The following is a 12,516-nucleotide window of genomic DNA, read 5'->3' as shown; positions in this document are numbered from 1 at the left end:
TTTAGAGGGTGATGACCGTCCATTCTTTCCCGCGATCATCGTTATATTTATCAGTCATTCTTTGTGTTTTATGGCCGAGTAATTTTTGTGTTTCCAGTCCTTGCTCTCGATAAAGGCGCTCAGACAGAGAACGTTGCTCATGGAAGGTTGGCGCAGTTCCCTCCGTCCATGTGATACCAGAACGGATCCTGGCCTTTTTAAAGGTTGTCGTGATGGCGTTCGCTGAAACCTGGCCGCCACGGATTGCCTGTGATGTCGTGTGTCGAAAATGAACCAAATATTTACTGAGCACCGCATCCCGACACTTGGCCACCACCTCCCTCAATGACATGTTTATCGACTGACAAGTCAGCTCCAGCGGAATAGCCAGGCGTGAACCTGTTTTCTCCTGGGTAATGTGCAGCATGTCATCCCAAATATCTGAAAATTTCATATTGGAAATGTCCCCGAGCCTTTGACCCGTGACCAAGGCGAGCAGCATTGCACACTGGAGGTAGGGGGGATGTTGCTCGGCGGCAAGATAAATGACTTTCCATTCGTCGAGAGACAGCCGCAGGCGCGTCACTCTGTTTCGGGGTTGTTTGGTCGCCTGTGCCGGGTTGTAGCCTGGTGGTACTTGACCCGCGTGTTGTGCCTCTTTGAAAACGTCAATGATGCCCATCCTGACGACCTGAGCCATACGGGTGTGGCCTTGTGCTTTCACCGCATCAATAATTTCGGCTACGTCCAGGGCAGTAACATCTTTGAGATAAAGCATCCCTGAATGTTGGCGCAATAACTCAACCGGTTTTTTCTTTTGCTTAACGGAGTTAATTTTTATTTCACCGGCTTCAAGCCGTTCTTGCTGGATCTCAAGGTAACGATCAAGCCAGGTTGTGACGGTAATAAACTCTCTTGAATCCCGAATAAGGGCAATTTTCTGGTTAACACTGAGGATCTGACGTGTACGCTGTTCGGCAATGATGTCGTTTGCTTCACTGGCAACTTGTTTTGCTTCTTTTTCGTTAGTGCCTAAACTGTGAAATTTCCCGCTAACAGGATGCTTATACTGCCAATACACACGACCCGTACGTTTATCGAGTTTGGCGTACAAGTTAGGGATCGTGATGTTATGGGTTCGCGGTCTCGCAGCCATCTTCGATAATCCTTTTCAATCGAGGGTTAGCGTTTGGCGCTATCTTCGGGACGGCTAAAATGCCGATAAAACGGGCATCACGATCAATCATCCATTCTTTACCCACCTTAACGGCGGGTGGAGCCATCATTTTGCCCTTGGCATAATGCTTTAAGGTACGCACGCTGGGTGCTTTGTCGCCGAACTCATCTCTAGCCCAATCCTGTAAGGTAACCATTCTGGCCATTGGTCATTCCTCGTTATGACCGGCCAGGATAGTCATCCACTGGCCGGTTGGGTTAATTAGACATCATTCATTGCCCGGGTAACGAAGCCCTTCCGGACTCTTATCCCATAACAGCAGGCTGCCACCGTAATATAGCGCCAATATCAACTGGTCAAAGCGGCTATAGGGCTTAATGACGGATTTACCAAGCGTTCCTCTGTCCATATACCCGGCAAATAATGAATAGGTCGGTTTGCCGTCGTACATAATCGCCGTTTTGCTATCACCTTCGAGACGATACTGTGCTGAGAATGCCAACATAAAGTCACACTCATGTGCGCTGGTTTTGGGGCCGGTAGGATAGGGGCTGTTTGTGGGGTGCTCCGGATGCAGACCGATCCAGATGTGGTCTCCATTATCGAACTGGCTGACAACAACCTGTGGTTTTTTCCACTGTTCTTCCACCGCCCGCGTGGCATTTTCCTCAATAAAAGCCGCCCACAGCTCAGACGCCAAAATGTATTTGGGGATGGCCTGGCCATGGGTGAATTCTTCAACCAAATCGGTCATGTGCTCAACCATCTCAGCACTAATATCTGATGACGCCCAGGCTTCGCGAATGGATTTGATGATTAGGGCGTTATAGTGTTGCAGTTCCAGAATGTTGGACAGGTTTGTCGGTAACGCGGCCTTAAAGGCACCCGACAGATCTTTACTAAAATCACTCTCGGCACTGAACGCCTCGTCGGTCAGTTGTTTGAACAGACAGGCGATACCGTTATCAATGATATCTACTGCTCTTTGGCTGTTAGCAAATTTGATACATCGTTGAGTGAGCAGAATAGAAAGGGGTAACTCAGCGCTCATTTGGGGTACTGCATTGGGATTATTTATGTTGTGGCCATTTCCATAGTTCATCATTCAGTCCTCTTATTACAGGTTACAGGGTGTTTTTAATGGAATACGTGGAGAGGTTCCTGAGGTCAGGGCACGTTATTTCATGCACCATTTCTTTTTGTGGCGATCGACCGCTTTCTTGATGGCGGTACGGTGTGGAATGCCATAAATAGCATTTCCGTGTTGGTTGAAAAAATTGAAACGTGCACGGCCCGGTACATGGGCGAATTCAATGGCTGTACAGCCGTCGGTCAGGGTGTAAATACGCTTCGTGCCACCCTCCTGATAGACCAGGCTGGAAACAGAAACTTTCATGGGGCAGTCCTCCATGTTGACAGTAAAAAAAGGGTTAAACCAACTGATGTAGTTGGTTGAGCATGTCCCGCAGAGCGGGAAGGGGAATTTGGTGAGCCAGTATCCAGACTTTATTCTGGGTTGGGGTTTTGTGAGTGAGCAGGTTGCGAAGTGTATCGACGGGAATACCGGTCATACGGGCAATTCCCTTTTCGTGATGGCCCGCCCGATGGAGTTGGTAAAGCACCAATAACACAGCGGGAGAATAACGTTGACGAATACCGATACTGATGAGGGTATCGGTGTGTGGCGTGCTTCCCATTGGTCTGTCGTGAGAATAAACAGGTTTAGGCTTGGGACGATAGGGGACGCCATTGCGGATATCCGCCCGACTGCGCATCAGCCAGAGAATAATGTCGATATAGTTGCCCTTATCATCCGTTTTGGAATAACAGCCGGTACTGAGGTTCAGTTCTTTTTCCATCGGATGCCTCTGTCAGCAGAGCAAATGCCAACGCATCCATGACGGAGATGAGTTATCACTCTGCGCTTAAATTTTGGCGGCGACCGCCAACATCAGGAATGCGGCTAAGATGCAGATAACGCAGAATTTCAGACTCGGGGTGTTGGGTGGATCGCGGATATTGTCACTGGTGATCCGATGCTGATATTGGAGTTTGTTGATGAATTCCCCGGTCATGGTATGCTTTTGAGTTGTTGGGTTTGGTCGCCCAACACGCTGAAGCATGATCTTAATGGTCATTGTTCAGTCCTCAATAGACGTGTGGTTGGTCCCGCATGTCTGGGATAGCCCCGGCGAGTTGCTGGGGCTTTCTCGCTCAATTCCTTAGGAGGGACCAAAAAACGCGAACTGCTGATTGCCCGCATCGAGTTCAGTCAATTCAGTTATGGGTATATCGGGTGATGGTTGATACACTTGCACTTACAGAGGTTATTTGGCGTGTTCTAAAAGGATTTTATTAATGATGAAATTACTGTCTGTTTTCATTATTGCGCTAACTCTTTCAACGGTGGCTGATGCCAGCCGTGGCCGGAAACCCTGTTCAGGCTCAAAGGGGGGAATATCTCACTGTACAAGTGACGGGCGTTTTCTTTGTAATGATGGTTCCATTAGTCAGTCGAAGAAGTATTGCGATTTTGGCCGTTCAAGTAACACAACATCTCTCAGCGATTATTCTGAGGTTAAGAAGACCCCGGTAAATAAAAGTCCGAAGCCGGTGAAAAAGAAGCAACCCAAAGCAACAGCATGGGTTGATAAGCCATCTAAATCAGAAGCTGTGCCGCAGCCATCTCAACTTAAGGCCCCGGTTTGTGCACCCATCCATCTGTCTGCTCAGCAAGGATATACGCACCTGCCCATTTGCCAGACAGATGGAACGCCGTATTAATAAAAGGGACTGGGAGCCAGTAAACGGACTATTGAGCGACATTGGTTAATGTGCGTGTCTGATTTTAAGCTGTAGAGTGATTAGTTTGGTAATAATGCTGGAGACTAACATTGTAGGGTTAGGCGCTTTGGACGCTTGATTGAGCACTGTGCTAATCACTAAAGAAACAGCAAAAATAATCCCTATTAAGGATAGGATGATAATTGAGGTCAGCGGGTTTTTAGCAATATACATTTGCATTAAGATACTGAAGAAATTATCGAATCCTTTATTGTTTAAGTTTTTAGGGGTGTAATTGTTTAAAACTATTGAATAGATAATAAAAAAAGGCGCAACAATTAACATGACAGGAAGAGAAATCCAACGTCTCATTATCCAATAACTTATATACATTTTATTTTTTTCTTTTTCAGGAATAGAATTATTAGCAAAACATATTTCAATTATCCTAACCGCTCTTTCCTGATATTTAAGTGCATTGCTTCGGCAATAAATCCAGTAACAAAAAATCATGGAACATATAGCAGTAGCATATATCCAATCCATCATTTTTTGCCTCCTTTTGAGGTTGCTTTCTTTCGATAACGGTTGGGTTTTCTGGATGGCTTATCAAAATTTTTCTCTTTGGTCCTCAGTCTACCCCATGTGTATATGAAGTAAAGAACGATTGTGGGTAGAGATAGCACCAATACGCAACCTAAGATTGGGTATTTATTATCAATGTTGTCCCATGCCTGACTTGCTGCATCTATAGATTTAGAAATAACGCTATCACCTATTTCTAGCTTGAATAGAGAAAATCCCATACCATATCCATTTAAATTAAATATACTTATTATTCTTTAACGATTTCGGTATTGATATTGAATCAGGTTTGGTGATGATTGAGAGAAATATAATAATTTTCAATTACCACCACTCAAACCAAATACCTGTACCATGAACCCAGGCTATCGGAAAGAATAGTGCACCTGCAATCAAAAATCCCCAACTAGTTGTTTTGAAACAAACTATAATATGAGTTATCCAGGCAGTGACTAACCAAATAGCAATAAGTCCTAAAATAATTTCAGATTTATCTTCCATGAATTATTTCCTTGTTAATACTTCTCTATTAAAAGACACTATCAATAATCGGTAAAAATAACAAAATGAATGAAACCTTTACCTACAAGCTAACGGTACTTATACCTGTATCTTTCCGTCAAGAAAAAAGAGCCGCAACCACAATCGCAGCTCTGTGAGAGTAACGTATATATTCTGTTAATGTGTATTGGGCTTATTATCTCTGGATGTGTTTCTTCGGTTGATGTGGGAATAATCACTCTCAGGATGGGTCACCATCCAAACCCTAAATTTGACCACTATCGTATCGGGTACCGGTTTGGCGACAACTTGCATGAGTAATGCTTTTTCCAGACTGCTGCATATCTGTTTTATCTGTGCATGGATATGAGCATGTCTTTTATTGGCTATACGTCTTTGACGAGATGTCATTCTCATTAGTCAGTCCTTTGTTTGTTGTTCCGGGGGATTAGGGGGGCTGTTCTCCTGTGCCTGCATGGTGACGTCTTCACTGGGGGCTTGTTTTTGTTCCCGATCTATTTGGGCTTTATCAGCAAAATAACCGGTAAGCAGGTTGCATATATGTGCGCAGTCTTCATGGTCACCACCATTTAACCCCACCACGGCGAATTGAATGGCGCCGCCCATGGATTCACCTAATTTTATTTGCTTTACAAGATCTAGTTTCATGTTTACCTCTCTTATTTGAAGGGGCTGTTGATAAACAACAGGCAATAAAAAACCTCGCCGGGGCGAGGTCGATATAAGCAAAATTCAGTTATTTGTGAACTTTTGCTCTTAGTCCATTAATTAGATTAGCTGTTAATATAATAGAGTGACTTAAATTATTGGCGTTATTTAAATTACCAAAGATTATTTTTAATGGCTGTGATTCTAATAACATTAATTATACCGACTGTTGATATGATTGAGTGGCTTAAGTTAACGTGGCTTTTAAAATCACCAAGTATCATTTTGAATAACATACTGGTTGTTAACAATAATATTGACACCAGAGCAAAGAAAGTCGATATGATGGGATGTCTTTTAATACCAATCAATACTACTGTTCTCATAATATATTTAAAACTGACACGCGTATCCTGATCGGTATCTTGCGCAGAAACAGCAGACTTGGATTCGATAGCAAACATAAATACGAGAGGGGGCATCAGGCGTACCAGAGGAAAGAACCAGAATCTGTCTGAGCTGATAAATGAAAAATAGACAATATCTTTCATGGTGTCTGGAGCATTTTTATCATCAAGGTAAGCCATCGTGAAATCAAAAAGTTTTTCTTTCTCATAAAATGCAGAGAGACGACAGAAGTACCAATAAGCATAAAGTATGATAACTAATATAATTGCAGTAATCATAGGTTTCTCCTACGACGTCGGTCATCTCTTTTGTGTAATATTCACTTTGCTCGCTAATAACTTTTCGACTAATAGATAAAGTGTATTTTCTTAGAATATCGCTACATGTTAGAGAAAAATTATTTTTATCGCATTGATAATGGAAGGAAGCGCAGGAATTAGCTGAGCAAAAAATATTGCACCCACTACCCACATAATAATACTGTTCTTGGCGTTACTGACATTTTCTTTTGTGGCGTAATTAGATTTGATGATTTCCACATCAGTTTTTATGGTAAAAAGTTCTTTTTCAAGATTCTTTACGCTTTGAAGCATATTATTTTCTTCCCTGTTAGTTAGACGATGAAGTTTTTTGATAAGACGGCAATGGAAACGGTGATAACAAGAGCCAGAATGATTTTCCATGTCAGGGCGCTTAACTCTTTATGTAACTCGAGTTTAACTGACTGAATATCTTCTTTTGTAGCATAATTAGATCTAATTGTTTCTATGTCCGTTTTGATATAATCCATCTCTTTTTCAAACTCTTTGAGACTTCGAAGCATCTACATTTCCCCTGATAATTAATTACCACTCCATTTTTTATACGGTAAACTCGTGTCCTTGCCTAGCCTGTTTTCGGTATTTAGGAATGGGTATATGGCCTCGTCAGAAGCAAAACCGTCAGCATCTGATTTAACGTGCTGTTAGCCCCCCATTTTTGCGATAACTGACATGAAACAATGCCACATTGGGTAAACAAACGTTATCCGTACTGGCTTGTTCTATTCCGCCAAGCGGAACGTCCATTGTTGCTTTGTATACGCGGGATGAACAGTTGGTGAGGATTGTGGCGATATTATTTTCTAGCATGGTCTCTGATACTGCTGTTCGTCGTTCTGATGCTCGACGTAGCATGCGCCGCACCTTGCAGCGTGTTTTCGCATTCATAGGATCCCTCCTGTTGATTGGCTTGAGTGGTAAGCAGGGCATGATATTACGTTGCCTACACACAACTCTCTATCTGCACTATCTGCTTACCCTAAAGCCAACGCTCACTTGGGTGGACACCTCTCGGCGTGCCTGTCAGCTGTTAAAGAGCACATACAGAATTTTTGGTATGTCAGGTCGACTCAATGAAATCAGTTTATTTAACACTAAACTGCATCGTCAAGTGATTGGTGTAAATAAAGCATTGACTTTACTTTATTTCACTGATTATCAAGTTAATTTATTTTTATTAGACTCGTAAATTGCTGAAGACATGTGTGATCACATATTTTAATGAAATCATTTCTGTATAATTAATTATGTGGTTTGGTATTAAACAGATAAGGAGCGGGGCTTTTATCGACATATACGAATGGCAGAAACGGGCAGAATTGAATATGTAACCCAATATATCTGTTGCCGTTCTATAGAACTCAATGGTTAGCTGGGCAAGTTAAATCCATCAAATTCATCCATTGGGGCTTCATCCATATCCATATAGCGAGTCGCTTTAACTATTGCCGATACATAATGGATCTTATCAACATCAATGGGGTCTAACGTAATGGGTTTATGCTCATTGTTAATGCTGGAGAATTGGTAGCTTCCATCACGATTGTTTGTAATAATCTTGATCATATTATGACCTTCTCTAGTTCTTACAAACACTTCATCACCTGACTGAATACGTGTGTTGGGTTCAATAACAACGTACTCACCAGACTTAATTCGAGGGAACATGCTATCCCCTTTCACTTTTAGTCCATAAGCATCTTTATCGGCACTATATATCCGCAGCCAACCTGTTCCCAACTCTACCATTTCAATAGAGCCGTCGACTCCAAGTATTGCATCACCAATAACAGGGATCAGAAAGTTTTTTATCTTAGCCGCGAAATGTATGTTTTGGGCTTCACTACCGGATATGGGGAGGTCAAGATGCCCGGTTGGCATTCCATAATCTTTTTCAAGGCGGCGTGCAGCTCTCTCTCCAAACGAAGTGGATCTGCCAGTGATGAGCTGAGACAGGTAGCTTTTCTCTTTTTCTGGTAGAGATTTACCTGCAAACCAATCTTTTAAGCGCTTACGCCGAATATCTTTAATGTCCATCTTAGCATTTTGATTAGTAATCTCTAAACAAGCAAATCCTTGACGTTTAGTTTAGTGGTTAATAAACTCAGGGCTTATTGGAGGGATGGAAAATGGAACTTAAGAAATACATTACCCAATTGGAACGTGGCGGAGTAAAAAAGCTGGCAAGCGATCTTGGTATATCAAGCTCCTATTTGTCACAAATGGCATCAGGCCTGTGTCCGATTTCACCTGCTCGTTGTGTCGAAATTGAGATTGCAACTGCTGGTATAGTCAGTCGCCAGGAACTAAGGCCAGCAGATTGGGCAAAAATTTGGCCTGAACTTGTTTTCTCTGTTCATTATCGCCACCAACGTCATAACCGTTCGACGCTTAAACCTCCCTGAACTCTCTTCAAACTAACCCTGATAAAGCAGTAAAAAGATGGAGGACTGATCCGTGAGCATAATTTATCAACCAAATGACATAAAGGCAGGGACTGACATCACATCGGGCATTCGCCGTGAATTACTTTGTCGCCGACGTGTTGGTAAGAAAGGACTTCCACTTCATGTCGTCCGTGGCGACGAAATCAAAACCCGTTGGACAGAAAGCGAGGCGGCGGCCATCAAAAGTACCGCCAGTGCCATGGGCTCCAATTCCGCTGTTGAAACCCATGTCGCTGCCATTCGTGGTTTTTTGGATATGTTCGATGAAAACCCCGCGATGTTGATCCACGTTCACACCGAATTGGATTCAGCGGGACTGTTAGCTCCTGCCTGGCTTCCTGTACCCCCTGTCAACGTGGAGGTAGCCCAATGAAAACATCTCTTCCTTCCACCGCGCAATACGTGGAACTGGTACTCAATATCGTGGCTAAAAAGCTGGCTATCGATGTCGAGGTGGTCAGAGAGAAAGCCATCAATGGAACATTATCAGCGGCAGCCAAAGCATATTACTCACGTCAGCAGCGTGATTCGGAGACGCTGAAAGAGTAGGAGGGGTAATGTATCAGTGTAAGGGAATACCAGTAAGTCGCACTCTCGGCAAAGCGAACCCAATTCAATTACTTGATCGGCATTACACCGATTGGCGTGGCATACGTGTCCATGTGATCGGATACGACAGCACGACGGGGTGGGTCATCTATCGCCGTCAAAATTATGAGCACGAATGCTTTAATCCCATCAGACGTTTTAGACGAAAATTTACACGGATGGATATATGAGTCTTGAAACATATAATTGGGCAATAAATGTACGGGTAGGAAATGCAGCAGCCAAATCAGTATTAAAAGTCCTGGCCGACAGAGCTGGGGCCGACCACCTCGCGTTTCCGTCTATTGCTTCCATTGTGTTTGATACCGAGTTGGATAAAAAAACGGTACAGAAGCACTTACATTATTTGGCAGATAAGGGGTTGATTGAGGACAGTGGAGATCGGAGGGGAGCAACCCGACGTGTTATCGTCTGGCGGCTGGTGGGGGTGCCTGACCGAACAGGGGACAGGGGGTATACCCAAAAACCGGAGTATTACGCCAACCCATCACATACAAGAATACCGCCGAAAGGCCGCGCTAATCGACCCAAAAACGGGAATATTCCCCAAAGCGGGTACATTCCTCCCAACAATTCACCCAAAAAGGGGTCTGTTGAAACCGGGGAAATGATCCCGTTATTGGACGGTAATGATCCCAAAAACGGGATCCGGAACCTATCAGGAACCTATAAAGATCTAAAACCTTTACCCCCTATAATCCCCCAAGGGGGAAAATCTCCAAAAAAGTTCGATCCGCTCAGTATGCCCATTCCCGATTGGTTGAACGCCACGGCTTGGATGGAATGGGTCCAGTATCGAAAGCAATCCAACAAACCCATCAGAACCCCACTCAGTGTGACCAAAGCGTTCAACCTGCTGAAAGACTGTCTGGACGACGGCCACGACCCGACCGAGGTGATCAACATCAGCATTGCCAACGGCTATCAGGGGTTGTTCAAACCCCGGTACTCAAGTCGTCCCCCCATGCAAGCTGCTCCGCCGTTGAACTGGGACAACGTGGACTGGGCCGATTCATTGGGAGGATTGATATGAAATCGGTTGATTTATCAAGAAAAAAACAGCCTGGCAGGTGTAACGAAGTGGTATTGGCCCGGGTGCACAACCCTGAGCAGGCCCCGTCAAAGACCACCCGCGATGCCCGAATGTTGTTCAACAGGTTTTTCCAGAAGCTGCGGATAATTTTTCCGTCGACAGTGAATAACATCAAAACGCAGGGCGAGCTGGATGAGTTACGTCGACAGTGGACAACCGCTTTCGCGGAGAATCGGGTAGTGAGCTGGCAGCAGATCGAACTTGGCCTACAACGAGCCCGGCGCTGCAAACGTCCGTTTTTACCCTCGCCAGGGGTTTTCATTGCCTGGATACGGGAGGGGCAAAACCAAAGAGCCGGTTTACCTGATGTGGACAGCGTCATGGCTGAATTTCATCGCTATTGTGCGCTGCGTGATAACTACGCCTCCCCTGAGCAGTTTCCATGGAAAGCGCCAGTGATGTACTGGATTGTGATCGACTTGCGCAGGGCGATGCTCCAATACAAACACCCGGAGGCGAATATTCGCAAGATGGCCGAGCGACAACTCAAACGCTGGCTCAAAAAAATTCATGCCGGGCAGAAAGTCCCCAAACCGATGGTGCGATTGCCCGATCAACGGCTACCTGAGACCACAGGAGCCAAACTAGGACTGGTGAACGCGCGAACTGAGGCGCGGGGCAGGGCCATGCTCAATGCCATTCGACAGCGCGTCGCCAGTGGATCAAACTGAGGACTGACCAATGATCAAGACAACACGACCCTTCTCAGCGAGAAAGAAAAAGACCGAGGTACTGGGGGTACTATTACCAGGAGGCGCTATCCAGTACACCACCGAACATGATCGTGACACCATGCGCAAACTGCCGGTCGGGACACCCATTGCATTAAGCCCAGTGGCGGATAGACGCCATCTGACTTTTCACCGTAAGTTCTGGAAACTGATCGAGTTGGGTTATATGTACTGGATACCCAACTGGCAGTTTGTCAGTGCGTCCGAGGAGTGGATTGCCCATGAAGTCGCCAAAGCAGTGGGCGAGACCGCACGTGACCCAACGCTCTATGACAACGCGACAAAGTCGATTGCCGAGTCTGTTTTGGCACGGCTGGCCCGACAACGGCAAAAGCACTTTGACAGCACCGCTATCAAGAGTGAGGCCGTTTATTTTAATCATGTGATGGTCAAGGCCGGGTTCTACGACCTGAGGCCGAATCCAGAAGGCGGGACATTGAAACAACGCTGGAGTATTGCCTTCGCAAAGATGGACCAGATAACCTTCGAACTGGTTTACAAGGGCGTGGCCAGAGTCATTTGGCATGAGACGCTGAGTCGACATTTTGCCAGTAAGAGTGAGATGGTGCAGGCGGTAAATCGGTTGATGGGGTTTTGAGGGCGGACCTATGGATGAGTACAACAGTTGTTTGGTAGGGCGAAGATGCAGTCTTGTGATATTTCTTAAACTCTAGGGTGATAGTGCCGATATCTAACAGAGACGCGAACATTTAAAGAGGATTATCTATGATCTTATTTCTCATGTCTTTTGGGGTAATAATACAATGATCAAATTAAATAATATCAAATTTTAGTTTGTGATTAATTATACGGTTTCTTAATAAGAAGATTTGTGTGATTATGTTGTACAGCCTAAAAGAGGACCTTATAGATTGAAAGTTATGATGATGTGATAACAAGAACATACATAATAAGAAAAATAGTTAATAGGGATCGAGTGGATGAAGCGTTTGATGAGAAAATTGATAGGCTATCTTGGTATGGATAGCGAGCGTATCACTTTAATTTCATTTTTGTTGACTTTTAGTTGTTTTTCTATGTTGAGTGGGTTTGGTATTAATAACCACTATATTGTTAATGCAGTAAGGTTAGTTAGTCTTGTTTATTTTGTTTTATTTGGTTTCTATTATATTAAATCTGTTGGTGTGTCAGCTCTCACAAATAAAGTATATGATAAAAATAAATCATTTATTATCAATACATTACATGTTGC

At 44.2% G+C, this 12,516-nt stretch carries 21 protein-coding genes and 1 pseudogene; 9 read left to right on the top strand and 13 right to left on the bottom strand.

All coding sequences use genetic code 11. The features are described 5' to 3' along the window. Position 1 precedes the first annotated feature (1 nt). The 6 genes from HU019_RS19460 to HU019_RS19435 form a co-directional block, all read right to left on the bottom strand. Entirely contained in the window at positions 2-1,135 is a 1,134-nt protein-coding gene (locus HU019_RS19460; RefSeq protein ID WP_174847205.1) for a site-specific integrase, read from the bottom strand. After that, on the bottom strand, positions 1,110-1,361 hold the full coding sequence (locus HU019_RS19455; protein ID WP_174847204.1) for an excisionase: 252 nt from the start codon (positions 1,359-1,361) through the stop codon (positions 1,110-1,112). The genes HU019_RS19460 and HU019_RS19455 overlap by 26 nt, the downstream gene beginning before the upstream one ends. A gap of 63 nt (positions 1,362-1,424) precedes the next feature. Continuing rightward, entirely contained in the window at positions 1,425-2,258 is an 834-nt protein-coding gene (locus HU019_RS19450) for a hypothetical protein (RefSeq protein WP_174850516.1), read from the bottom strand. A gap of 75 nt (positions 2,259-2,333) precedes the next feature. Further along, a complete protein-coding gene (locus HU019_RS19445) occupies positions 2,334-2,552 on the bottom strand; it encodes a hypothetical protein (protein WP_019083349.1) in 219 nt (72 codons plus the stop codon). A 34-nt stretch (positions 2,553-2,586) separates the two neighbouring features. Continuing rightward, positions 2,587-3,015 (bottom strand): hypothetical protein, encoded by a 429-nt coding sequence (locus tag HU019_RS19440; protein WP_174847202.1) that lies wholly within the window; start codon positions 3,013-3,015, stop codon positions 2,587-2,589. 66 nt (positions 3,016-3,081) lie between these two features. After that, positions 3,082-3,294: a hypothetical protein gene (locus tag HU019_RS19435; protein WP_019083347.1), complete on the bottom strand. Its 213-nt coding sequence runs from the start codon at positions 3,292-3,294 to the stop codon at positions 3,082-3,084. 220 nt (positions 3,295-3,514) lie between these two features. Here HU019_RS19435 and HU019_RS20585 point away from each other — a divergent pair. Next, positions 3,515-3,691: pseudogene (locus HU019_RS20585) on the top strand (YdcA family protein); the annotation flags it as partial. 294 nt (positions 3,692-3,985) lie between these two features. Here HU019_RS20585 and HU019_RS19425 read toward each other — a convergent pair. From HU019_RS19425 to HU019_RS19395, 7 genes are all read right to left on the bottom strand, one after another. Next, on the bottom strand, positions 3,986-4,489 hold the full coding sequence (locus tag HU019_RS19425) for a hypothetical protein (RefSeq protein WP_174847200.1): 504 nt from the start codon (positions 4,487-4,489) through the stop codon (positions 3,986-3,988). A gap of 360 nt (positions 4,490-4,849) precedes the next feature. After that, positions 4,850-5,026, bottom strand: a complete 177-nt coding sequence (locus HU019_RS19420) for a hypothetical protein (protein WP_174847199.1) — start codon at positions 5,024-5,026, stop codon at positions 4,850-4,852. 420 nt (positions 5,027-5,446) lie between these two features. After that, positions 5,447-5,695 carry a hypothetical protein gene (locus HU019_RS19415; protein WP_174847198.1) on the bottom strand — a complete coding sequence of 83 codons (249 nt, stop codon included), beginning with the start codon at positions 5,693-5,695 and terminating at the stop codon, positions 5,447-5,449. A 173-nt stretch (positions 5,696-5,868) separates the two neighbouring features. After that, the gene (locus HU019_RS19410) at positions 5,869-6,381 is read right to left on the bottom strand and encodes a hypothetical protein (RefSeq protein ID WP_174847197.1); all 513 of its coding nucleotides are present in this window, start codon (positions 6,379-6,381) and stop codon (positions 5,869-5,871) included. A 108-nt stretch (positions 6,382-6,489) separates the two neighbouring features. Further along, entirely contained in the window at positions 6,490-6,786 is a 297-nt protein-coding gene (locus tag HU019_RS19405) for a hypothetical protein (RefSeq protein ID WP_174847196.1), read from the bottom strand. A 270-nt stretch (positions 6,787-7,056) separates the two neighbouring features. After that, positions 7,057-7,311: a transcriptional antitermination N peptide gene (locus HU019_RS19400; RefSeq protein WP_174847195.1), complete on the bottom strand. Its 255-nt coding sequence runs from the start codon at positions 7,309-7,311 to the stop codon at positions 7,057-7,059. Between the two features lie 480 nt (positions 7,312-7,791). Continuing rightward, positions 7,792-8,460: a S24 family peptidase gene (locus tag HU019_RS19395; protein WP_174847194.1), complete on the bottom strand. Its 669-nt coding sequence runs from the start codon at positions 8,458-8,460 to the stop codon at positions 7,792-7,794. Positions 8,461-8,552: 92 nt separating this feature from the next. Here HU019_RS19395 and HU019_RS19390 point away from each other — a divergent pair, with 92 nt between their 5' ends. From HU019_RS19390 to HU019_RS20210, 8 genes are all read left to right on the top strand, one after another. Continuing rightward, entirely contained in the window at positions 8,553-8,828 is a 276-nt protein-coding gene (locus HU019_RS19390) for a transcriptional regulator (RefSeq protein ID WP_174847193.1), read from the top strand. A gap of 52 nt (positions 8,829-8,880) precedes the next feature. Further along, positions 8,881-9,243, top strand: coding sequence for a hypothetical protein (locus HU019_RS19385; RefSeq protein WP_174847192.1), 363 nt, complete (start codon positions 8,881-8,883; stop codon positions 9,241-9,243). Then, a complete protein-coding gene (locus HU019_RS19380; RefSeq protein ID WP_174847191.1) occupies positions 9,240-9,419 on the top strand; it encodes a hypothetical protein in 180 nt (59 codons plus the stop codon). The genes HU019_RS19385 and HU019_RS19380 overlap by 4 nt, the downstream gene beginning before the upstream one ends. An 8-nt stretch (positions 9,420-9,427) precedes the next feature. Next, positions 9,428-9,649: a DUF4222 domain-containing protein gene (locus tag HU019_RS19375; protein WP_174847190.1), complete on the top strand. Its 222-nt coding sequence runs from the start codon at positions 9,428-9,430 to the stop codon at positions 9,647-9,649. Continuing rightward, positions 9,646-10,512 carry a helix-turn-helix domain-containing protein gene (locus HU019_RS19370; RefSeq protein WP_174847189.1) on the top strand — a complete coding sequence of 289 codons (867 nt, stop codon included), beginning with the start codon at positions 9,646-9,648 and terminating at the stop codon, positions 10,510-10,512. The genes HU019_RS19375 and HU019_RS19370 overlap by 4 nt, the downstream gene beginning before the upstream one ends. Positions 10,513-10,622: 110 nt before the next feature. After that, positions 10,623-11,243, top strand: coding sequence for a replication protein P (locus HU019_RS19365; RefSeq protein WP_174847188.1), 621 nt, complete (start codon positions 10,623-10,625; stop codon positions 11,241-11,243). A gap of 10 nt (positions 11,244-11,253) precedes the next feature. Next, positions 11,254-11,901: a DUF1367 family protein gene (locus tag HU019_RS19360; RefSeq protein WP_174847187.1), complete on the top strand. Its 648-nt coding sequence runs from the start codon at positions 11,254-11,256 to the stop codon at positions 11,899-11,901. A gap of 343 nt (positions 11,902-12,244) precedes the next feature. Continuing rightward, the coding region (locus HU019_RS20210) for a hypothetical protein (protein WP_217450950.1) at positions 12,245-12,516 on the top strand (272 nt) is incomplete at its 3' end.

It is taken from the genome of Yersinia artesiana (assembly GCF_902726545.1).
Taxonomy (GTDB): Bacteria; Pseudomonadota; Gammaproteobacteria; order Enterobacterales; family Enterobacteriaceae; genus Yersinia; species Yersinia artesiana.
The sequence above is the reverse complement of the archived record's forward strand: the minus strand, read 5'-3'. Positions and strand labels throughout refer to the sequence as shown.